Below are 22,269 nucleotides of genomic sequence, written 5' to 3' on the forward strand. Positions count from 1 at the left end.
CGCTACCTTAAAAGGTTATGAATCATGAACCGTGACAGAGATATGATAACCCGCGTATTTTTTCATATTAATGACGCCATTTTCTAAGATCAGATATTGTCCTTTAATGCCGATTAAGCGATCTTCAATACAAGGCGTTTTATCTAAATTGTATGATTTGATCTTATCGATCTGCTCTAATTGGGGATAAACAATCGCGATCACTTCTTCTTCCCGCAGTAGGAAAGGGTGGAATACCTCAGGTACTTTCTTCAAAATATCTTGACGTACCTGTTCAAGACTCACGTCCGGCAACTCGCCTTTCAACATCTTTCTCCAGTTCGTTTTATCAGCTATGTATTCACTTAAAGCCACTTCCAATTCACCAGCCATCTTCCTCGTGGGTAGCTCGGCAACAGGAACAGCGTAACTAGCCCCCTGGTCCCCCCAGCGTTTTAATTCATTCCCCTTTCGAGTAAGGCCAACTTTAACATCACTACTGACTGCCAAGTAAACGTAATGGGGAACCATGCAATGCTGTTCACCCCATGCTGCATCCCTACACGTTCCTTGTTCAAAGTGACATTCGTGAGGTTTGACAATACAGAGGTCGTTCTCAGGTCTATTTTTAAAACACGGGTAACAGGCACCATTATTAAAGCTCTTTTTTATTTTTCTCCCGCAATAGACACATTCGATGTGCCCCGCAAATTGAATACTGACCGTTTGATTTAAGGCATCATTCATGAATAATGACGCATCTTTAAACGCCAGCGTGTAGTTTAATGGCTCTTCATATTCGTGCTTCAAGCCTTTAAGCATCCCTGTTGCGATCATTGCTTTTACACTCCTTCCCATAGGTATCAATGATGAGACTGTCTGTTGACTTGACCTATCTTGAATATCCTTGAAAATCTTGAACATCCTTAATATCTTGTACATCCTTAATATCTTGTACATCCTCTATATCATGTTCTCTAAAGATGAGACCTGACGTTATCAAAATGAGTAACATGCCACAAATGGCATAATAAATGCTCCCCTCGGCAACGGTATCGATTAATATTCCCCCTACTAAAGGACCTGTCATACTCCCTACAGCAAAGAAAACACCTGCCATCACATTGCCCGTTGGTAATAGACTTTTGGGTAAAAGATCTGCCATATACGTAATACCGAGTGAGAATATGGAGCCGATGCATGCACCAGCGAAGGTGAAAGCCACTAACAATGCAACCTTATTAGATTCGACGATGCTCGCGATCCCAAAAAAGAGTAAACCTAGTAACATCACGATTAATAGTATATTCTTTCTACCATATCGGTCACTGAGCACACCTAGGGGCAATTGCGTGACTAAACTTCCGATTACAAAAGCCGGAAGTAGTATAGAGACCCACTCAACCGTTATACCAGATCGAAGGGCATATACGGGATAGTTGCCATGCAAAGACGCCTCTAGAAAGCCGTACCCAAAAGGCGGCAATAAAGGGAACCAGCTCAAACGTAAAACGGTCTTATATTTATCCCAAGTGCCGTATCCTGCACCTGTTTCAATTTCATTATCTGGCCATTCATTACGCAAACGTAGCAAAAATAACCATGCCAGCGCACTTGTAGCAGAAGCGACGATAAAAGGGAGAAACTCACTGATGTCTAAGAGCCTCGTCATCAACGGACCGATACCAAAACCAGCTCCAAAAGCAAGACCGTAGATGGCGATATTTCGCCCCCTCTTCTCCTTTGTACTAGTGGAGGTGATCCACACCTGCGTGGCAAAATGGAGCATGTTATCCCCTATACCGACAATGACTCTTAGGACAAACCAAAACCAAAACGCCTGCCATATAGGGAACAAAAGCATAGACCCTACCACTAAAAACAAACCAATGATGATCACCGGTTTATAACCGTAACGGCGCACAGGTTTCTCTATAAAAGGAGAGGCGATTAATATCCCTATATATAAAGCTGCAGCATTTAAGCCATTATATGCAGCCGGCACACCGATGCTCTCCAGCATAACAGCTAAAACGGGTAGCAGCATCCCTTGAGAAAATCCGGCAATCCCCACCATAATAATAAGTAACCAAAAACGGTATTGGGCATTGTTCCTATCCTTTACCCGGTTCATACGACACTCCCTCTTCGCTCTAATTTGGCAAAAAAAAGCCCCGAAGAAACTAAGTCTTCAGGTATCATGAGACCATTTGCACTACGGAAAACTAATTCTATCTCTTTTAATACTTCCGTCTAGGTGTTTAATCTTGATGTGAAGCGAAGTCTCTTCAGTTTTGTTTTTGTTTAACATCTTGCATACCCCCATCACATTTGGCACAGGTATACATTAATAATATATCAAATTCTTTTATTGACGTCTATTTATCTGTTTTAATAGTGTATTGAAAATCATCTAGGCCTTAACAGCATTAGTCGTGAATAACCTTCATCACTTGATCCCCCCCCGTAAAGAATAGGACCTAAGTCTTAAGCAACACGTATACACCTTGAAGCTTGACGTCTCCTTTTTCTATCATTGTTGAATGATGTCGAATGATTTTAAGTTTCTATATCGCCATTTTTCACCTCTTGACCTCACTTTTCTATCCTATCCTACCATGTTCCTATTTTTTTGATTGCCCCCTGAAAGATTAAGAAAGGACCGAAACTTTATAGTGCAAAAAACAAAATGGGTATTTGGGAGGTCAAATTAAAATGAAAAAACATATTATTGCTGCATTGGCACTGATCATGGTGTTCTCATCACCAATGGCCGCATTCGCAGATGAATCTACAGAAACGACACAAGAGGTAGAGGTCACACAAGAAACGACAGAACAACAACATGAAGATGCGGAGTCACTGCTTGCAGAACTAAGCGAACTTGCTGAAAGTGTTGAAGGAACAGATGAAAGTGATGTAGACGAAGAAGAAATTTCAGTTGATTCACCAGATTCCTTTATGTACAAAGTGAAAAGATTATATGAAGATTTTGAGATGATTGTCACTTTTAAAGAGGAAAGCAAACTAGAATTATACATTGAAAATGCACAAAAAAGATTACTAGAATTACAAACCCTTGAGGAAGAACTTCAACCAGAGTTCTCTGCGGAACTATACGACGAGTTTATCGAAAACCTTGAAGAAGCACTGAAACTGACAGTTGCATTACAAGAACAAGAAAAAGAAGTTGTAGAACCATTAGTCGAAAAACTTGACGAGGTTGTATCTGATGGAGAAGACATCGTCATGCAAATGGAAGAAGAGATCTTCGTTCAGGATGAAGAAGATGCTACTGAAGAGGTAGAGTCTGATGAAGACTTTGACTTAGAATATGTAGTACCAGCTGTTGTCGCTCATATCGATGTCGAGATTATTAGAGAGTTAAGAGCAGAAGGATTCGGGTTCGGTCAGATCGCTCAAATCGTATCTATGTCTGAATTAAGCGGTGAAGACCTTGACGTTGTCGTAGAAATGGTTCACGAACATAAAGGTATGGGTAAAGTGGCTAAGATGCTCGGATTACACCCAGGAAACCTTATTAAACGAGGTAAAGTAGCGATGGCTGAAGGTGAGGAAGAAGACGCTACAGAAGAGGAAGAGGCGACAGAAGAAGAAGACGCTACTGAAGAAGATGAGGAAGCTACAGAAGAAGAAGACGCTACTGAAGAAGACGAGGAAGCTACAGAAGAGGAAGACGCTACTGAAGAAGACGAGGAAGCTACAGAAGAGGAAGACGCTACTGAAGAAGACGAGGAAGCTACAGAAGATGAAGACGCTACTGAAGAAGATGAGGAAGAAGAAACGGACGAAGAGTATGTTAAATTACCAGCCGTGGTTGCCCACATCGATGTAGAAATTGTACAAGAGTTACGCTCATTTGGATTCGGATATGGACAAATCGCTAAAATTGTAGCGATGGCTGAACTTAGTGACGATGCTGACCTTGTAGATGTTGTACAACTCGTCATCGAACACAGAGGTATGGGTAAAGTCGCTAAGATGCTAGACCTTCACCCAGGTAACCTTATCAAGCGTGGTAAAATTGCGATGCTAGAAAGACAAGCCCTGGAAGATGAAGAAGATGACAGCTCTGATGCAGAGTTAACAACAGAGGAAGATGAAGAAATCAAGGTTTCTAACAAAAACAAAGGTAATAACGGTATTGGAAACGGCAACGGCAAGAACAAAGACAAAGGCAATAAAGGTAAAGGAAATGGCAACGGCAAGAACAAAAACAAAGGCAATAATGGTAAAGGAAATGGCAACGGCAAGAACAAAAACAAATAATATCATCCAGTGAACAAAAAGGAAGCGCCTCGATGGGCGCTTCCTTTTTGTTCTTCTTTTACTTAGTGATTGAACCTGCGATTAAGCTTGTGTTTCCGTTTCTAACTTTTTGAGCGGTTGTGGAGGACAAGATTTCTGCGTCAGACGAGATACAACGATAATCGTGATAAGCCCTGCCACCATAGCTAGGGTTCGGAATGGAAACAACACCTCACCACTTTCGGCTATCATTGGATAAGGTAGAAAGCTCATCAACCCTAGAGAAGGCTCTCCTCCACCAATTCTTAAGAATGCTGACACAGCTAAACCTGCCACTGCCCCGTAAGCATTTGCTTTTTTATCAAATAAGGCTGTTGTTAACTGAGGGAACAGAATACAGAATACTAAATCAGCACATAAATACCATAAGACATACACACTTTCAACATTCAGAGCTATTAACGTGGCGGCTATACCAACCGTGATAATACTACGACGAATCACTTTCTTCAGGTCTACACTCGTGGCTTTCGGTTTAACAAGTGGGCGATAAACATTCCATGCAGCCATAGATGATGCTGATAGAATAGATGAATCCATCGAGGACATAACAGCGGCAGCAACTGCCCCAAGTGCAATGATAGCCACTAACTCAGGCGTCATATAATACATCACATACGCTAGAATCATAGCGGGATTCTCCGGTTCTGTTGTCCCTAATGCTCCCCAGTCCGCGCTAAATCCTGCAACACCAATCATGACCGCAGGAACGGCTAATATAATACATAAGAATCCGGCAGTGATCGAAAGCCACATGGCCGTTTTCTCTGTACGGGCAGAAAGCACTCTTTGGAAATAGACTTGCCATGGAATACCACCAAAGATAAGAAGTAGAGCAAAGTCCCACCAATTCCAGTAATAATCACCCCACTCTGGGTCGTTCCATGCACCAAACGGTGGAAATATAGAGGCAAAGCCTTCCCAACCTTCTTTGTACATGTCCCAGCCTGCACTGAAGCCTCCAATATGACTGAAAGCAAATGGTAGAACAATAAACAACCCTATGATCATAATAAGGATTTGTGCCACGTCAGTCAGTGCCACTGACCACATGCCACCTACAATTGTATAAGCAATGGCGATGATCGCGGATAATATAATTGCAGTGTTGAAATCTAATCCTAGTATCAGGCCAAACGTCGTTCCAAGAGCGGTCAATATAGCCCCACTCCAGAACAGCTCTCCAAGGAGTGCTGGTAGATATAGGAACCCAGCCACTTTCTTTCCGTACCGCACTTCAAGTGGGTCGAGCATGGTCATAAATTCATATCGTCTCATAATTCGGGCGTAAAATATACCGCCGATAATTAAACTTAGCCCATATCCCCAGGGGGCTTGAGCCCAGACGATTCCCCATGCGTAAGTCATCTCGGCTGTTCCTGCGATATATCCACCACCAACCCATGTTGCGGTCATGGTAAACATTGCGACCCATAACGGCATCGATCGACCTGCGACCATCATATCTTGAGCACTATTTGTACGTTTACCGGCCGTTACAGAACCAATATAGAAAATAACAGCATAGAATATGAACATGAAGGCGAGTGCCCCCCACTTCACATCTTTTCCTGTAACGCCAACGAATGCTGCAACGCCTAACAATAGTAGTAAAAATCCTATCATTCCTGCTAGTTGAAATTTTTGCTCATTCTTGTCTATCTTGGGTTGCACCCAATCACTCCTTTTAAAATTTGGTTATCGTGGTCAAAATAGCATGATGAACATGTATCTTACCCTCTACAATTATTCTCTTAGTCAAAAACTGAATACCACCCCCATGTAAAGTTAAAATGATGACTTATCTATATAAATGACAAATCACTACATCACTCATGTCTTTCAGCATCTTTTTCTATCAAGTCAAAGATCCTGCCAGACTCAAAACACCCTACTAATTTCTCGAGGAAATGATAATAGTCTCTCGCCTCTTGAAACTTTTTTTGATCAATTTCAATCTCCCTGATGACTTCGGGCGAAAGTGCTTCACTTTCTAACAATGTTCGATACTCTTTTTCAGCTTGGTCTATTGCTTTAACATTGACATTAATTTCATCTTCCCATTTTTTAATGAAGAAATTAATGAAGTTCTTATAAAAATCTGTTTCTGCTATATATAAATCTTTGCGTGTTCCGGGCTTGTACACACGATGAACCATTTTATTTTCAAGTAATTTCCGTACACCGGTGCTCATGCTTCCCTTACTCATACCCATCTTTGCACCCATCTCATCTAAAGTGATCGGTTCATTATGAAAGTATAGCAAGCCGTACAACATACCCATTGAAGCTGTCACACCATAATGATCCATGGTCTGGGCAATCGCCTCCACGACATGGGCTCTCGCACTTTCTAACTCTTCCTGTTCCTCTTGCAACTTGTTCTGTGCCAGGTTTTCTTTTTCGTTCCCTTCACTTGTCACTTCACATCACTCCCATACTCTTATTTAATAGAAAAGAAGGCACAACTTATCTTCTATTGAACAGATACGAGGTCGCTTTTTATTTAATAGAGCGAATTCATACACTATTCTATCTCTATATATTATTAAGGTCCGTTACGAATTTTTTATCGAACATTTTGTTTGTTTAATACCTTTTAAACAATTTACTCTTATATAATGATAACGGATTGATATAAGATGTCAAATTCCACTCTTTTTCGACCCTGCCAATGTCGTGAGATGATGCTAACAGATCATCTTTTGATAAATTTCAGGGTTGCGAATGATCTAAATTCAATGTTAACATCGATTAGTTCAAAACATTTTATATATATTAATCTTTTGTAAATCAATGTCAAGAGGAGGTTGCCCATGTTACAGAAAAAAATGTACCTTAATGGTGAATGGGTCGATGCACGCTCTGGTGAAACAAGAGAGATTATCAATCCATATAACCAAGAAGTTATAGCTATTGTGCCAGAAGCAGATGTAGAGGATGCTAAGCAGGCGATTAAGATCGCACGCGAAGCATTTGACAACGGTGAATGGTCACATTTACCTGGTGCTGAGCGTGGACATAAGCTATTTCTATTAGCTGAAAAAATAGAAGAAAATAAACAGGAACTTGCTGAACTAGAAACACTTGATACTGGTAAAACAGTCACAGAATCCATCGCAGACATGGAAGATATCGCGGGTGTTTTCCGTTACTTTGCAGGCCTTGCAGATAAGGATGGCGGAGAAGTGATAGAATCCCCAATTCCTCATTCCACTAGTATGGTGGTACGTGAGCCAGTGGGTGTGTGTGGACAGATCACACCTTGGAACTACCCATTGCTTCAAGCAGCTTGGAAACTAGCACCTGCACTCGCGGCCGGAAACACGATGGTCATTAAACCAAGTGAAATTACACCATTAACAACCATTAGAGTGACAGAGTTAATGGAAGAAGTCGGCATTCCAGAAGGGGTTGTCAACGTTGTTCTTGGACCTGGTGCTACAGTTGGAAACGAACTTGCCGAGAGCGAGGAAGTCGACCTTATTTCCTTCACAGGTGGCGGCGCCACAGGTCGTAAAATTATGAAAGCTGCAGCAGGCAACTTCAAAAAAATCGCCCTTGAGTTAGGCGGTAAAAACCCAAATGTTGTTTTTGCTGACGCTGATTTCGAAACAGCAGTAGACCAAGCCCTAAACGCGGCATACTTCCACGCTGGTCAAGTTTGTTCCGCCGGCTCTCGTCTCATTGTTGAGGAAAGCATTAAGGATGCGTTCGTAAAAGAGCTTGTCGAACGTACCAAAGGTGTGAAACTTGGCTCTGGATTTGAAGAGGATACTGAAATGGGGCCACTCATTTCTGCGGAGCATTTAGCGAAAGTGGAACGTTATGTTGAAATTGGTCAAGAAGAAGGTGCCAAACTACTCGTTGGTGGCTCACGCCCAGAAGATCCTGAACTACAAAACGGTTTCTTCTATTTACCAACAATCTTAGACGGATGCACACGTGACATGACGGTCATCCAAGAAGAGATTTTCGGACCTGTTATCACAGTAGAAACATTTAAAACAGAAGATGAAGCGATTGAACTCGCTAACGATTCCAACTACGGTTTAGCAGGCGCCGTTTGGACAAACGATATGTATAAGGCTAACCGTGTCACACGTGCTTTACGCATGGGGACCACATGGGTCAACGACTTCCATCCTTACTTCCCACAAGCACCATGGGGGGGTTACAAGCAGTCTGGTATTGGTCGTGAACTAGGTCATATTGGACTCGAAGAGTATCAAGAGACCAAACACATTTTCCAAAACCTAGATCCACAACCTGTCCACTGGTTTACAAAGAAGTAGAAACCAATGTACATTAAAAAGGATAAGGAAGTCTAAAAATAATTGCTTCTCCCCCTATACAGGGGGAGTTTTTTTATGTCTTAATAAGTGATGTATCCCTCTGCTTCAATCACTTTATGTGCTATCTTACGTTTGAGGGCGATCGTATCTAACTGGTGTGTCCGTGTGAGTTTACGTACGATGGAGAACATTGTCCGCCGCTCATCACCCTCCTCCATTGCTGAAATGCACTCTTTTGCTTTGAGCTCTAATGCTTGCATCGTCTCATGAGCGTACACATCTGTCATGTTGAGCATGAGGCTTGCTTTATCTTCACCTAAACGGTGTATCGCATTTTCGGCTCTTAGCATGGCACTTTCCAGCGCAAAAATGTGTATAACAATATCCGCCACATGAGCGAGAAGCTCCTGTTCCTGTTCCAGTGCTGGTCCATATTTTTTCATCGCTGTACCCGCCACCATTAAAAATAATTTTTTCATCATTTGAGTATAGTGTTTGATACGATTCATCATCTTTCCTTCCAGGTTCACTGGCATGAGCATCATCAGCTCCTCCTGCAACCTCTCACCCGTACTGATGAGGTCTAACTCTCCCTTCATCACTTTGCGTGTTAAAGTTGCCGGTATCAGTAGACGATTAATCTCGTTTGTCCCTTCAAAAATACGATTAATTCTAGAGTCACGATAGATATTCTCGACCTCATATTCATTCATAAAACCGTACCCGCCATAGATCTGTACTGCTTCATCAATCACTTGGTCTAAAACTTCCGAGGCGAAGACTTTGTTAATGGAACATTCAATGGCATACTCGGCAATGGCATCACCGATCGCGCGACCGTCCGACTTGACCTCCTCCGATATATGCCCTAAATTCTGTTCAATGAGTCCTGCTGTACGGTATACCATACTCTCAGCCACATATGTTTGGATAAGCATATTGGCCATTTTGTTTTGGATTAGTGTAAAGCTTGAGATCGGTGTGTCAAACTGCTGTCTTTGTTTGGCGTATTGAATAGAGAGGTCAATGGCTCTTTTAGCTGATCCCACACATCCAGCGGCCAAGCTAAACCGCCCCACATTTAAGATATTAAAAGCAATCACGTGCCCTTTCCCAATTTCACCCAATACGTTCTCAACTGGTACCTTCACGTCATCTAGCAAAAGCGTTCTTGTAGATGAACCTTTGATCCCCATCTTTTTTTCTTCCGGCCCTGTACTGACACCAGGGTAATCACGTTCGACGATGAATGCCGTGAAATCTTTGCCATCTACTTTGGCATAGACAATAAAGACATCTGAAAATGCTGAGTTCGTAATCCATTGCTTCTCCCCGGTAAGCAAAAAGTACTGCCCACACTCAGAGCGCTTCGCCACCGTCTTAGCACTGAGTGCATCGGAACCTGAAGTCGGTTCAGTCAAAGCGTAGGAGGCGACACTGTCCCCTATTGCTAAAGAGGGTAAATACTTCTTCTTCTGCTCTTCATTACCGAAGAAGACAAGAGGTAATGTTCCTATCCCTACGTGCGCCCCGTATGTCAAGGCGAATGAACGTGCCCGGGCAAAGTTTTCTTGTATGATTGTGGCGCTAATTTTATCTAAGCCCACGCCACCGTAACGTTCCGGGATGTTCGCACCGACTAAACCTAACTCCCCTGCCTTTTTCATCAGTTTAACAGAATGCTCAAACTGATGTGCCTCAATCTCATCTAGTACAGGCACGACTTCCTGAGCCACGAAGTCAGACGTCATTTTACCCATCATCATTTGCTCTTCACTAAATGCCTCCGGTGTAAACACATCCTCATACTGACTGTCATGTAATAAGAAGCTGGCTCCTCGCATGGCCTCTTTTTCCATTTGTTGTCCCTCCCCCTCTTTTCCTCACTCAATAAGTTAACTAAATGTATTGTTTAGTTATTGATATTCTGAGGAGAAGAGAATTATTAAAAGATTCATTCCTAACACCAGTCCATTGAATTGAGGTTCAAAGTATATTAAATGACCGTGAGAAACAAAATAAACATAAATAGAAGTGAAGGTGATATAGATGAGTTTAATGGAAGTTTTATTAAGAACCGCGGTAATCTTTGTCGTTTTGTATTTTCTAGCACGTGTGTTAAACAAGAAACTCATATCTCAAATGACTTTCTTTGATTTTTTGGCCGGCATCACGATCGGGTCGATGACCGCTACAATTATATATAATAGGAATGTCCGACTAGATATTGCCATTGCAGGCCTTGTCCTATTTTGCTTCATTGTGTTAATCATCGATATCCTTTCCGTCAAAAGCTTTCGTTCGAGAAAAGTGCTCAATAGCGAACCGACAATATTAATGAAGAATGGAAAGGTGTTAGAAAAAGGGCTTAATATCGCTCGCTTTAATATAGATGAGTTGTTACTGAATCTCCGTAAAAAGGGTGTGTTTTATCTCGATGAGGTTGAGTACGCATTATTAGAAACAGACGGCACTGTCAGCGTATTGCAGAAGCCCCAAGCGCAATATGCAAGGAGACAGGATGTTCAAGTCACTGGCCCCGCAAGAGGATTGCCTGAGGTCTTTATTATTGATGGGCATATACTCCCTTCCGCTTTAGAAGCACGAGGTAAAGATCGCCAGTGGGTCACCCAAGTATTACAGCAACAAGGGGTCCAGCGATTGGAAGATGTTATAGTGGCTCAAGTGGATGCATTAGATCAAGTTTACATTGATGTGAAAAGTGACAATATCTAAGTTTGCATAATCCGTTGAATTTAAAAGTAACACAGCTAATGGTATGGTATTAAACAACGACCACTGTTCTAGAATGACCATAAGTCATGCTCGTTGTCCGCATACTTCTTGCCAAACAAAACAAGCCAGTGAGTCTTTATTAATCATGACTCGCTGGCTTGTTTTTTGAAAAGCTGTGATATCAGCAATGACGTGCAGCTCGCTCAAAACTTATCTCTATTCATCTAAATTCAAACGTATTTCATCCGCTTTTAAGTAATCATTTTCGAACTTATAAGTCACAGTAAAGTCCCCAATAAACCCAGCAGGAGACACTTGTATGGCTTTTGTCACTTTCAGATGATGATTGTCATCAATGTCATAATAAGTTATATTTCCAAATACGGGTTTCTCAAACAAGTGATCCTCTTGGATACCTAAACTTTCAAGTGGTATTTCCACTTTGTGATCGTTAACTTGTATGGCAATATTGTGGTCTGTTTTAGCAACACTTGTATGACTTAATAAGTGGGGTGTTGGGTCTTCTACATGTATAAAAGCAAGATCTTTATTTAAGACTTGTATATGTTTATCTTGTATACCAGTACCCGTTCCGGTTGTTGTTTCAATCACAACTTCTTTTTGACCATCACCCGTTAAGTCAACTGATTCCAGTAAAATATCACGGTTAATAGCATGAAAACCTTCTAACGACTTTTCAGAGTGACTAGTCACGAGTTTAAGACTTGTAAAAATGTTGCCTTGCTTGGTACCTACTATTTTCAAACTATTTTTCTCATTAGTTGCTATGGTTTGTTCGGTATTTTCGCTATCGGTTATCCTCACTTCCTTTGTTTCATTATCCCATTCAACATTTTTTTCAAAGGCTCTCGGCTACAACTCGTATAGGAACTAAGACTCTCCCTTCTAGTACTTGGGGACTCACATCGGTTTCTACTTTTTCCCCGCCTACAAATAAACTGATGGCATTGCTCGCTAATGTAGAAATACCAAAAAAAGAAATGCCAGAAATACTGATGAGTAAAGTTAAGGTCCATAATTTTCTCGTGTTCTCACTCATTTTTTCTCCCCTTTAGAGTATTGTTGTTATCATAGACGTTATTCATAAGAAATAGTTGCATAAATTGGAAAACGGAGGATAAGTAAAGTTTGAGAGGAAAAGGGTATTTTATTAACGTTGATAACACCCATGCCGTGTCGCACTAAAAAGGTATGGGAACAGGCCCATACCTCTTTATTTCTATTCTAATGTTCACTAGCCAACTTCTTTTTGGCCTGTTCAAACTCATCTTGTATCTCTTGACTTGGAGCCCCTTCCACAATGCTGACAGCGTATATCGTGATAGCGGAGAAAATAAAACCGGGTACAATACTATATAATTCATAGCTTGTTCCTTCCCAAAGTATCACGGTTAAACCACCGACGATCATACCCGCCACAGCGCCGGAACCGGTCATACGTTTCCAGAAAAGGGATAATACGACGGCGGGACCGAAAGCGGCTCCGAAACCGGCCCACGCATACGAGACAAGCTCCAGTACGCTACCTTCTTCCCAGGCAAGGTAGACGGCAATGAGGGCAATGAGAAGAACAGCCAAACGGCCAATCCAGACTAATTCCTGTTCTGACGCATCACGGCGAACAAATTGACGATAGAAGTCTTCCGTTAGCGCACTAGAGGATACGAGCAATTGCGAATCAATGGTACTCATAATCGCCGCTAGGACAGCTGCTAGTAAGAAACCGGCGATCCACGGATGGAACGCATACTGAACTAACTCAATGAAGACCTTTTCCGGATCACCTAGAGGTGTATCGGTACCAAAAACGGCGATGCCAACGAAACCAACCATAATGGCACCATAGAGAGAGAGCACCACCCACACAATAGAGATCAGTCTCGCTTTACGTACTTCTTCGGGCTTACGAATGGCCATAAAACGGGCTAATATGTGTGGTTGACCAAAGTAGCCTAACCCCCATGCCAGAGCAGACACGATACCGACCAAACTGAGTGTGTTAACGGTCGTCCAATCTCCATTCTCGTCTAAGCTGACATCCATGGATACGTCGAGCAAGTCTGGGTTAGCCGCACCAATCTGAGCAAAGATTTGGCCAAAACCGCCTAGTTCAACAATAGCGATAATCGGGGCCACAATAAGGGCAAGAAACATCAATATACCCTGGATAAAGTCCGTCCAACTTACAGCTAGGAAACCACCTAAAAATGTATAGGCAATGATAACAATGGATCCGATAATAAGGGCGGTATGGTATTCCATGCCGAAAGTGGCTTCAAACAGTTTACCCCCTGCTACAAGGCCAGATGCTGTATAGAATAAGAAAAATATTAATATAAATACGGCAGATATGATACGTAGTATGTGACTTTTATCGCGAAAACGATTCTCAAAGTACTCAGATAGTGTGATGGAATTACCGGCTAGCTCGGTATAACGACGCAATCTTTTGGCGATGTAACGCCAGTTTAACATTGTTCCCGTCGCTAAACCGATGGCGATCCATATGCTCCACATTCCCATACCTGAAGCGTATGCAGCACCCGGTAAGCCCAGGAGTAACCATCCACTCATATCACTCGCTTGGGCTGATATGGCAGCAACCCAGCTGTTGAGTTTTCGGCCTCCTAAGACATAATCCGATAATGTATTGGTCATTCGATATGTAATAATTCCAATCGCTAGCATTATAACAAGATATAGAAGAAAGGCAATATAAGTTGCTTCAACCGATTCCATTATTCTTCTCCAGCTCCTTCCTTATAGTACGAAATAATGGCCCAAACGATGAGTAATGGCATCGGGACGAGCAACCAGAACCAAGTGGCTAGGGTTAGAGTATTATGATCCATCCGTATTCATCTCCTTCTTCTATAATATTTGCTTCATACTAGATGTATATACCCCGTATAGTAGGATATAAAACTACTTTTTTAACATCCCTTTTATAACAAACCCTACATTGGCTGGCCGCTCGGCTAATCGCCGCATAAAGTAACCGTACCAGTCATTGCCATAAGGGACATAAACCCTAACCCGATACCCTTCCTTTACCAATTGTTTTTGTAATTCAGTCCGTATGCCGTATAACATTTGAAATTCGAACTGATCTAAAGGTATATGTTTTTCTTTTACGTAAGATTTCGTATGGGCAATCATGGCCTCATCGTGTGTGGCAACCGCAGCGTATAGCCCTTGGCTCAACTGGCGCTCCACAATTTTTTTAAAGTTATCGTCAACGTCTTTCTTATCTGGATAGGCCACTTTGGGAGATTCTTTGTAAGCACCTTTGACTAGCCTAAGGTTTGTACGCCACTCGGCAAGACGTTGTACATCCTCCTCGCTGCGATACAAGTATGACTGTATGACGAGCCCTACATTATCATATTTTTCTCGAAGCGCCTCGTAAATATCGAAGGTCATCTCTAGGTGAGCGTAATCCTCCATGTCAATACGAACAAAGTTACGATGCTTCTGGGCCACGGACAATATTTTTTCCATGTTAGATAGACACAGATCTTTGGAAATGTCTAATCCCATTGATGTCAACTTTAAGGAAAGATTGGAATCTACTTTCTCCCGAGCCATTCCTTCTAAGGCATCCATGCAGTGTTCTGCCATCATAAAAGCCTCTTGTTCATTGTGCACAAATTCCCCTAGGTGATCAATCGTCACTTTCATGCCTTGCGCATTCAAGTCTTTGATTGTCTGCAACGCAGATTCAAGGCTCTCCCCCGCTACAAACTTGCCAGCACCAAAGCGAAGGCCATACTTTTTGGCTAACCGATTAAAAAGACCATTTCTCCCCATGTACAGAAAAAAATTGCGTAACAGTTGCTCCATTTTGCATCTCCCCATCTTTGTAAGAAATAATAAATATATATGATTGCGTTGGACTTAAATGAACGTTTAAGTTTAGACATCTCTGTCCTACACTACTGGCGCTATAAGCGCCTCAAGTACAAATAATTACTATAAGGAGAGGAATGAAAGCGCATTCTTACCTCCATGTTCAGTATACTATATTTTAGAGAGACACAGAACAGACAATTGTCGATAAACGTAAAAAAAGAAAGACTAATTTAATCTGACTGACTAAGTTAGTCTTTCTTATATCATAAAGTGACAGTTATCATGCCTAAAAGATGATCATCATGCCTAACACTCGTGAAAATCACTTGGGGTGTTATAGATGATTAAAGCCCTATACTTGTGTTGACACCTTTTTCTCTGTTCGTGCTTCAAACCAATTGATGATGTGATCTAACCTTTCTAAACGATGCTGAGGTTTACCGGAGCGGGACAAATCATGATTTTCATCAGGGAAACGCACAAATTTGGTCTCTACACCTAATCGTTTTAAGGCCACATACCATTGCTCTGCCTGTTCCATAGGGCAGCGTAAATCTTCTTCACTATGCACAATTAAGGTTGGGGTCTGGACATTTTTAGCGTACCGCAAAGGAGAAATAGCTAGAAGTTTCTCTTCATCTGCCCAAAGGTCCGCTTTGCCATGCTGATACCAAGTGAAGAAATATCCGATATCACTCGTGCCGTAAAAACTGTGCCAGTTACAGATACTCCGTTGTGTGACGGCCGCTTTAAAACGATCGGTCTTTGTCACGATGACATTAGTCATATACCCGCCATAACTACCACCAGTGACAAATAACTGATCTGTATCAACGTAGTCCTTGTTCTCGATGACATAATCGACACCAGCCATTAAGTCTTCATAGTCCATCCCACTATAATCTCCAACGACAGCCCGAACAAAATCATGTCCGTAACCGTGACTACCACGAGGGTTAGTATAAAGGACGACATAGCCTTTGGCTGCCATGAGCTGCATCTCATGATGTAAGCCATTACCGTACGCTGTATGTGGCCCACCGTGAATCTGTAAAATAAGTGGATACTGTTGCCCTTCCTGAAATGGGTAAGGTTTTAGAAGCCACCCTTCTATTTCAAGACCGTCTGTGCTCGTATATTTTATCTGTTCAGGCTCGCTTAAGGCAATCTCGCTTAGCAAAGGGCCGTTCCAATCCGTTAATTGTTGCCTTTCGTCCACACTGTCTAGATCCTGCACCACTAAATCACCTGTTGATTGGGGATGACCAAGCACGACAACAGCACGCTGTTCATTAATCAAATCAAAAGACGACACATTGGCCTGTGCAGGGGTCAGGGCCTCTGACACTTGGCCTTCAATATTCGTTTTAAATAGTTTGCAGTCTCCACCTACGGTCGCGTAAAAATAGATGTCTTGGCTATCTGGGCTCCATATTAACCTTAGGACTGCTGTATCATATTTTGCGTCTACCCCGACAAGATTACCGACAGGGTGGTCCAAGTCAGACGTTAGCTTATGTGCTTTTCCGCCTGTCGTGGGGACGAGCCATACTTCAACATTCCCGGAGCTCATCCATCCACGATTGTGCCCGGCAAAGGCCACCCATTGACCATCAGGGGAGTAGGTTGGACTCGTGATTATACCGTTCCCCTCATACAGTAAATTTTCCTCCCCAGTGGCTAAATCAAACTGCCACAAGGATGGTATTTGACGTTCCTCAATATCCTGATCCTTTGAACCAACATATAAGACCTTTTTGCCGTCTGGTGAGAAGCTTGGCTGCGTAAAATCATACGTTTCATCCGTTAATCTCGTCCATGTCTGATCCTCAATGCTAAAGAGATAGACTTGTTTACGTTTGTCATCATGGATACCTACACCATCCGCTTTGTATCTAAGGCGTGTAATTTCAATCACGTCGCTTTTCTTATCCTCATGACGCCCTGAGTCTTCCCCAGTGGCATTCGTCTGTGTATCCGACGTTGTTTCAGCATCTCCCTTCGTGGTGATGACCATACGTTTACCGTCAGGTGACCATTGATACTCTAACACACCGTTTGGCACGTCTGTAAGGGGCTTAGCTTCTCCACCGTCAACTGGAAGTAACCAAATTTGTTTTTTTCCTGTCCGATTAGATAAAAAGGCTAGTGTCTTGCCATTGGGTGACCACTTCGGTGTGGTGTCTCTTATTAATTGATCCGCTTTATATTGATATGTATAAGGTCGACCTTCATCCTCTAAGTCTGTGACATATATAGAAGAGTAGTAACCATCTTTTTCTCCATCAATCTGTGTTAAAACGTAAGCTACGCGAGTGCCATCTGGTGATGTTTGTGGATCACCGACAAATTTAAACTTTAGTAGATCCTCGGCTGTGATCGCTCGTTTCCCCAATTTCGTCTTCCCCCTCGTTTCAATTATCTGAATATCTTTTATTCTAACATTTCGCACAGCGAAGTAAAATACTCTCTATTCACGTGCCCGTTGTTTTCGCTCTTTTTTGGCCCTTTGACGCCCTTGATAAACCAAGGCTAGGACGACAATAACGCCAACGACAGTTAGAATAACATAAGCATTGTGAGAAATATATTGCCATAGGGCATGACCCTCCATGATTACTACTCCTTTCCTTTCGTACTGAAAACTAGATGAAACACGACTTAAAATATGGTCTAACGGCCTCATTAAAAATTCGGCGACAGCAGAAAGCCTCTTCTTTACGAGAAGAGGCCTCATCTGTCACTTATAAGCGACCGCCTTAATTATAGGGGCGATCATCATCCTCATCGTCTTGACTATGTCCATACATCTGCTCAATCATGTCCATATCGATTTCTTTCTTTGCTTTATTCATCATTTTTCTAGCGCCACGGCTGGTTTTGTTCATCGTCCGATCCACCTGCTGTCTAGAGCGATCGACCATACCTTCAACTTCGTCTGCGACACCGGCCGAGTCTTTACCAAACATGGCTAGCATCGGGCAGTAGCGCGTCACGCCTTCAGCCACTTTCATGGCGGATGCCATCGTCACGAAAAAGCCTGTGTTACTGTGAGGACGTCGGATCATTTCAGATGTTCCCCAAGCGACCCCTGTGAGACCAAACATCAATCTCATGTATGCGTCTATTGTATTAACATTTTTCTTCATTGATGAAATCCTCCTGTGGTTCGCATTTTTCGTTAGTATGTGTTACTTAAATGAAATCATGTACTGAAAAATTCAGTGCTTTGTCATATACATATGCAGTTCACTTGATCATTTCATGTAGAATAAGGGATAATGAGACTATTGTGAGTAAGTAGGTCAATACTAAATGATAAGAGATGTTTGAAGAAATGAGGGTTATAGCTGAGATGTCTTATAACGATACTTTTATACGTGCTTGTCGAAAAGAGAAAACGGATTATGTACCGGTGTGGTATATGCGTCAAGCGGGACGTTACGACCCGGATTATATGAAAATCAAAGAGAAATACTCTTTGCTTGAAATTTGTGAGCAACCAGAATTAGCAGCTGAGGTGACCATGCAACCGGTGAATAAATTAGGGGTAGATGCTGCTATTCTGTATTCGGATATCATGAATCCAGTGGCCTCTATTGGCATTGATTTTGACATTGTTAAAAATGTCGGACCCGTTATTGAGAACCCAGTGCGTACTATGGAAGATGTGCGTAATCTTAAGCCTATACAGGTAGAGGAAGACCTTGGGCACGTTTTAGAAACTATACGCATCCTTGATCGTGAGCTTACCATTCCTTTGATCACTTTTGCAGGCGCACCTTTTACGATTGCGAGTTACATTGTTGAAGGAAAGCCTTCTAGGAACTATTTGAAAACGAAACAGATGATGTACAGTGCGCCAGACGTATGGGATGCCCTAATGAAGCAACTGGGTGATATGATTACGAAGTATTTGCAGGCACAGATCCGTTCGGGTGCGAAAGCGATTCAACTTTTTGATAGCTGGGTTGGCGCGTTAGCTCCTAAGGATTTTGAACGCTATGTCCTGCCTACGATTCGTCAGATTTTTGACGCTTTAAAACATGAAGATATCCCTAAAATCTACTTCCCAGGTGTGAGTTCTGGGGAACTATTACCGAGCTTAGCATCATTACCGGTCGACGTGATCGGTTTAGACTGGCGTGTATCCATATCTGAAGGAAGAAGAAGACTCGATCACCGTTTTGCCGTTCAAGGCAACCTAGATCCTATGGTCTTAAACGGTCCCGAACACGTGATTAAGCAATATGCGAAAGAAATAATAGATGAAGGTATTCTTGAACCTGGCTATATTTTTAACCTTGGGCACGGATTGTTCCCTCAGGCTTCCGTTGAGAAGTTAAAGGTGCTCACGGCTTATGTTCAAGAGTATTCAAAAGAAGTGCTCAAGTAGAGAGGATGATTTGAATGTCTAAAGAAACCATCGGTGTGTTAGTGATGTCTTACGGAACACCTGAGAGTATGGACCAAGTTGAGGAATATTACACCCATATTCGCAGAGGCAACCCTCCAACGAAAGAACAGTTAGACGAGTTAGAAGAACGCTATGAGGCTATCGGTGGATTTTTCCCACTTAGACAGAATACCAATCGTCAGGTGGAGGCCCTACAAGCTCTTTTGAACGAGGATCATGCTTCTGAATATAATTTCGTTTGCTATCAAGGCTTAAAACATGCGCGTCCGTACATTGAAGATGGCGTGAAGCAAATGGCAGCTGACGGTATAAAGCGTGCAGTGAGCATCGTTCTTGCGCCCCACTACTCCGTTATGAGTATAGGGACATATAACAAGCGCGCTCATGAAACAGCACAAGAAGTCGGGATAGACCTCCTGTCTGTCGACTCTTATCATTTGCATCCCGCGCTTATTGATGCCCATGTAGATAGAGTCAATGAATCGTTAGCACAGTTTGAGGGTAACAAAGAAAGTGTCCGCCTCATTTTTACAGCGCATAGCTTACCGGAGCGGATACTCGAGATGAACGATCCTTACGTTGATCAAATGCATGAAACGTCCAATGCGATCGCTAAGCGAGTGGGGACTGCCAATTGGCAGTTTGCTTGGCAAAGCGCAGGTCAAACGGCCATGCCTTGGTTAGGTCCTGATATTTTAGACGTGTTAGAAAAAATCAATAAAGAAGAACAAGTCGACAAGGTTCTGATCTGTCCCATCGGTTTCGTATCCGACCACTTAGAAATCTTATATGACATCGATATCGAATGTAAGGATCTTGCCCAAAAGCTTGGCATGCATTTAGAAAGAACACGTTCACTTAACACTGACCCTCAGTACATTGAGGTTCTTACAGATAGTGTTTACAGTAAGATAGAAAAGGAATGACAAAAATGGCGAAGAACATTGTCATTGTAGGGGGCGGCATTACGGGCTTGAGTGCCGCCTTTTACGCGTCTAAATTTGCACAGGAAAAACAAATCCCCGTCAATATTACACTCATTGAAAAGGCACCTGCATTAGGGGGAAAAATGCAAACGCAGTATCGCGACGGTTTTACCATTGAACGTGGACCGGATTCTTTTCTTGCTCGTAAGCGACCGATGATTGATCTCATTCAGGACCTTAATTTGACTGATCAACTGGTCGGAACGGATAGCAAAGCCAAAAAGACGTATATTCTTCACAATGGAGAGTTGCATCGCATCCCTGCTGGTTCCGTTTTAGGCATCCCGACAGCGATGGGGCCTTTTTTCAAAACAGGATTGATTTCTCCTGCCGGAAAGTTAAGGGCTCTCATGGACCTTATACAACCGAAAGGGGAACACACGTCAGACGAATCTTTGGGACAGTTTCTAGAGCGGAGACTAGGCAAAGAAGTGGTTCAACACATCACGGAACCGTTACTGTCAGGGATTTACGCTGGAGAGATGAGCAAATTGAGTCTCATGGCTACATTCCCACAGTTTCGTTCTGTTGAACAGAAACATCGCAGTCTTATTCTGGGGATGAAAGAGAATCGAAAAAATCAAACGGCACCTCAAGACATTCCGGGTGTACCCAAAGGGACCGTATTCCTTAGTTTAAAAGGCGGGTTATCCAGTCTTATTAAAGCTTTAGAACAGCAACTCTCTCCTCAAGTGACCGTCTTAACGGGTCAACAGGTCTCCGCCATACAAAAGCATGGCGATGTTCAAGATGAAAATACAGCTGATTTTCACCCATACACTGTTCGGCTCGATAATGGTACAGAATATCAAGCGGACAACGTGATTCTGACAACACCACCGCCTCAGGCCGCCACTTTGTTAGCGCCTTTCGATGTAGGTGAGGCTTTACAAAACGTTTATTACGTCTCAGTTGCCAATGTCATTATGGCTTTCGAGAAAAAAGATATTGCCAAACCGCTTGATGGTTCTGGGTTCCTCGTACCACGGAGTGAAGGACGGCACATCACCGCCTGTACTTGGACATCTACTAAATGGGCTCACTCAGCACCAGAGGACAAAGTGCTAGTGCGATGCTACGTCGGTCGTAGAGGGGATGAATCCATAACCACACTTCCAGAAGATGAACTGGTGAAAAAGGTACGCCAAGACATGAAAGACTTGATCGGGTTAGAGGCTGAACCCCTTTTCTACGAGGTGAATCGCTGGCCCCATGCCATGCCGCAATATCCTGTTGGGCATGTCAACATGGTCAAGGACGTGCGGAAAAAGCTTGAACAAACACTCCCAGGTGTGTTCGTCACAGGGGGGGGGTACGGTGGTGTCGGTCTCCCCGATTGCGTTCACCAAGGTAAGACAGTCGCAGAGCAAGCCCTTAGTGTTGAAGATTCATAATACAAGATTCTGATTCTTAATGGATTCCATAAAGGGGTTCACATAAAGGGGTTCACATCGTACCTGTGAAAACGATAGTCATTTCTGCATGGCTAGCGACTGTAGGGTGTCGCAGAGCGTTAAATGAAGATGAAGACGCTCAGAAGACGATTAATTTCCCCTATAATCAAGAAAGGAAAGAACGGGATGTGTTCTTTCCTTTCTTTGTCTTATTATTACGATTGAAAAAGATAAGGTGTAAGGGACATGAATGTCTTTCG

At 42.7% G+C, this 22,269-nt stretch carries 19 protein-coding genes; 7 read left to right on the forward strand and 12 right to left on the reverse strand.

Annotated features, from left to right (window positions below):
* Positions 1 to 15: 15 nt before the first annotated feature.
* Both JKM87_RS10840 and JKM87_RS10845 read right to left on the reverse strand, forming a co-directional pair.
* Positions 16 to 816: a DUF2797 domain-containing protein gene (locus JKM87_RS10840; protein ID WP_202080365.1), complete on the reverse strand. Its 801-nt coding sequence runs from the start codon at positions 814 to 816 to the stop codon at positions 16 to 18.
* A gap of 55 nt (positions 817 to 871) precedes the next feature.
* Positions 872 to 2,113, reverse strand: a complete 1,242-nt coding sequence (locus JKM87_RS10845) for an MFS transporter (protein WP_202080366.1) — start codon at positions 2,111 to 2,113, stop codon at positions 872 to 874.
* A 581-nt stretch (positions 2,114 to 2,694) separates the two neighbouring features.
* Between JKM87_RS10845 and JKM87_RS10850 the strand changes: the two genes are divergently transcribed.
* Positions 2,695 to 4,269, forward strand: a complete 1,575-nt coding sequence (locus JKM87_RS10850; RefSeq protein WP_202080367.1) for a DUF5667 domain-containing protein — start codon at positions 2,695 to 2,697, stop codon at positions 4,267 to 4,269.
* An 81-nt stretch (positions 4,270 to 4,350) separates the two neighbouring features.
* Here the strand turns inward: JKM87_RS10850 and JKM87_RS10855 are convergent, their stop codons facing one another.
* Positions 4,351 to 5,934 (reverse strand): high affinity choline transporter 1, encoded by a 1,584-nt coding sequence (locus tag JKM87_RS10855; protein ID WP_202080401.1) that lies wholly within the window; start codon positions 5,932 to 5,934, stop codon positions 4,351 to 4,353.
* A gap of 203 nt (positions 5,935 to 6,137) precedes the next feature.
* Entirely contained in the window at positions 6,138 to 6,731 is a 594-nt protein-coding gene (locus JKM87_RS10860; RefSeq protein ID WP_336885164.1) for a GbsR/MarR family transcriptional regulator, read from the reverse strand.
* 393 nt (positions 6,732 to 7,124) lie between these two features.
* Between JKM87_RS10860 and betB the strand changes: the two genes are divergently transcribed.
* Entirely contained in the window at positions 7,125 to 8,603 is a 1,479-nt protein-coding gene (betB, locus tag JKM87_RS10865; protein WP_202080368.1) for a betaine-aldehyde dehydrogenase, read from the forward strand.
* An 80-nt stretch (positions 8,604 to 8,683) separates the two neighbouring features.
* Here betB and JKM87_RS10870 read toward each other — a convergent pair whose 3' ends face one another.
* Entirely contained in the window at positions 8,684 to 10,462 is a 1,779-nt protein-coding gene (locus JKM87_RS10870) for an acyl-CoA dehydrogenase family protein (RefSeq protein WP_202080369.1), read from the reverse strand.
* 190 nt (positions 10,463 to 10,652) lie between these two features.
* Here JKM87_RS10870 and JKM87_RS10875 point away from each other — a divergent pair, with 190 nt between their 5' ends.
* Positions 10,653 to 11,339 (forward strand): DUF421 domain-containing protein, encoded by a 687-nt coding sequence (locus tag JKM87_RS10875; protein ID WP_202080370.1) that lies wholly within the window; start codon positions 10,653 to 10,655, stop codon positions 11,337 to 11,339.
* Positions 11,340 to 11,555: 216 nt separating this feature from the next.
* Here the strand turns inward: JKM87_RS10875 and JKM87_RS10880 are convergent, their stop codons facing one another.
* From JKM87_RS10880 to JKM87_RS10910, 7 genes are all read right to left on the reverse strand, one after another.
* Entirely contained in the window at positions 11,556 to 12,104 is a 549-nt protein-coding gene (locus JKM87_RS10880) for a hypothetical protein (RefSeq protein WP_202080371.1), read from the reverse strand.
* 94 nt (positions 12,105 to 12,198) lie between these two features.
* Positions 12,199 to 12,399 carry a stalk domain-containing protein gene (locus JKM87_RS10885; RefSeq protein WP_202080372.1) on the reverse strand — a complete coding sequence of 67 codons (201 nt, stop codon included), beginning with the start codon at positions 12,397 to 12,399 and terminating at the stop codon, positions 12,199 to 12,201.
* A gap of 185 nt (positions 12,400 to 12,584) precedes the next feature.
* Positions 12,585 to 14,099, reverse strand: a complete 1,515-nt coding sequence (gene putP, locus JKM87_RS10890) for a sodium/proline symporter PutP (RefSeq protein ID WP_202080373.1) — start codon at positions 14,097 to 14,099, stop codon at positions 12,585 to 12,587.
* 186 nt (positions 14,100 to 14,285) lie between these two features.
* Positions 14,286 to 15,203 carry a proline dehydrogenase family protein gene (locus JKM87_RS10895; RefSeq protein ID WP_202080374.1) on the reverse strand — a complete coding sequence of 306 codons (918 nt, stop codon included), beginning with the start codon at positions 15,201 to 15,203 and terminating at the stop codon, positions 14,286 to 14,288.
* 361 nt (positions 15,204 to 15,564) lie between these two features.
* The gene (locus tag JKM87_RS10900) at positions 15,565 to 17,607 is read right to left on the reverse strand and encodes a S9 family peptidase (protein ID WP_202080375.1); all 2,043 of its coding nucleotides are present in this window, start codon (positions 17,605 to 17,607) and stop codon (positions 15,565 to 15,567) included.
* Between the two features lie 75 nt (positions 17,608 to 17,682).
* Positions 17,683 to 17,826, reverse strand: coding sequence for an EYxxD motif small membrane protein (locus JKM87_RS10905; RefSeq protein ID WP_202080376.1), 144 nt, complete (start codon positions 17,824 to 17,826; stop codon positions 17,683 to 17,685).
* A 145-nt stretch (positions 17,827 to 17,971) separates the two neighbouring features.
* Positions 17,972 to 18,361, reverse strand: coding sequence for a YgaP family membrane protein (locus tag JKM87_RS10910; protein ID WP_202080377.1), 390 nt, complete (start codon positions 18,359 to 18,361; stop codon positions 17,972 to 17,974).
* 206 nt (positions 18,362 to 18,567) lie between these two features.
* Here JKM87_RS10910 and hemE point away from each other — a divergent pair, with 206 nt between their 5' ends.
* The 4 genes from hemE to JKM87_RS17915 form a co-directional block, all read left to right on the forward strand.
* Positions 18,568 to 19,608: a uroporphyrinogen decarboxylase gene (hemE, locus tag JKM87_RS10915; RefSeq protein ID WP_202080378.1), complete on the forward strand. Its 1,041-nt coding sequence runs from the start codon at positions 18,568 to 18,570 to the stop codon at positions 19,606 to 19,608.
* A gap of 14 nt (positions 19,609 to 19,622) precedes the next feature.
* A complete protein-coding gene (gene hemH, locus JKM87_RS10920) occupies positions 19,623 to 20,555 on the forward strand; it encodes a ferrochelatase (RefSeq protein ID WP_202080379.1) in 933 nt (310 codons plus the stop codon).
* A 5-nt stretch (positions 20,556 to 20,560) separates the two neighbouring features.
* Complete coding sequence (gene hemY / locus JKM87_RS10925; protein WP_336885165.1) at positions 20,561 to 22,009, forward strand: protoporphyrinogen oxidase; 1,449 nt, start codon at positions 20,561 to 20,563, stop codon at positions 22,007 to 22,009.
* 65 nt (positions 22,010 to 22,074) lie between these two features.
* Positions 22,075 to 22,269, forward strand: a 195-nt coding sequence (locus JKM87_RS17915) for a hypothetical protein (protein ID WP_236838751.1), incomplete at its 3' end; no start/stop codon positions are given.

Source organism: Caldalkalibacillus salinus (assembly GCF_016745835.1).
Lineage (GTDB): Bacteria > Bacillota > Bacilli > Caldalkalibacillales > JCM-10596 > Caldalkalibacillus_A > Caldalkalibacillus_A salinus.

What these genes read in the sequence shown, in the direction of transcription:
- hemE (WP_202080378.1), top strand. Translation starts at nt 18,568, where the DNA reads ATGTCTTATAACGATACTTTTATACGTGCTTGTCGAAAAGAGAAAACG.
- putP (WP_202080373.1), bottom strand. Translation starts at nt 14,099, where the DNA reads ATGGAATCGGTTGAAGCAACTTATATTGCCTTTCTTCTATATCTTGTT.
- JKM87_RS10905 (WP_202080376.1), bottom strand. Translation starts at nt 17,826, where the DNA reads ATGGAGGGTCATGCCCTATGGCAATATATTTCTCACAATGCTTATGTT.
- hemY (WP_336885165.1), top strand. Translation starts at nt 20,561, where the DNA reads ATGGCGAAGAACATTGTCATTGTAGGGGGCGGCATTACGGGCTTGAGT.
- betB (WP_202080368.1), top strand. Translation starts at nt 7,125, where the DNA reads ATGTTACAGAAAAAAATGTACCTTAATGGTGAATGGGTCGATGCACGC.
- JKM87_RS10870 (WP_202080369.1), bottom strand. Translation starts at nt 10,462, where the DNA reads ATGGAAAAAGAGGCCATGCGAGGAGCCAGCTTCTTATTACATGACAGT.
- JKM87_RS10910 (WP_202080377.1), bottom strand. Translation starts at nt 18,361, where the DNA reads ATGAAGAAAAATGTTAATACAATAGACGCATACATGAGATTGATGTTT.
- JKM87_RS10885 (WP_202080372.1), bottom strand. Translation starts at nt 12,399, where the DNA reads ATGAGTGAGAACACGAGAAAATTATGGACCTTAACTTTACTCATCAGT.
- JKM87_RS10895 (WP_202080374.1), bottom strand. Translation starts at nt 15,203, where the DNA reads ATGGAGCAACTGTTACGCAATTTTTTTCTGTACATGGGGAGAAATGGT.
- JKM87_RS10840 (WP_202080365.1), bottom strand. Translation starts at nt 816, where the DNA reads ATGATCGCAACAGGGATGCTTAAAGGCTTGAAGCACGAATATGAAGAG.
- JKM87_RS10875 (WP_202080370.1), top strand. Translation starts at nt 10,653, where the DNA reads ATGAGTTTAATGGAAGTTTTATTAAGAACCGCGGTAATCTTTGTCGTT.
- JKM87_RS10845 (WP_202080366.1), bottom strand. Translation starts at nt 2,113, where the DNA reads ATGAACCGGGTAAAGGATAGGAACAATGCCCAATACCGTTTTTGGTTA.
- JKM87_RS10850 (WP_202080367.1), top strand. Translation starts at nt 2,695, where the DNA reads ATGAAAAAACATATTATTGCTGCATTGGCACTGATCATGGTGTTCTCA.
- JKM87_RS10855 (WP_202080401.1), bottom strand. Translation starts at nt 5,934, where the DNA reads ATGATAGGATTTTTACTACTATTGTTAGGCGTTGCAGCATTCGTTGGC.
- hemH (WP_202080379.1), top strand. Translation starts at nt 19,623, where the DNA reads ATGTCTAAAGAAACCATCGGTGTGTTAGTGATGTCTTACGGAACACCT.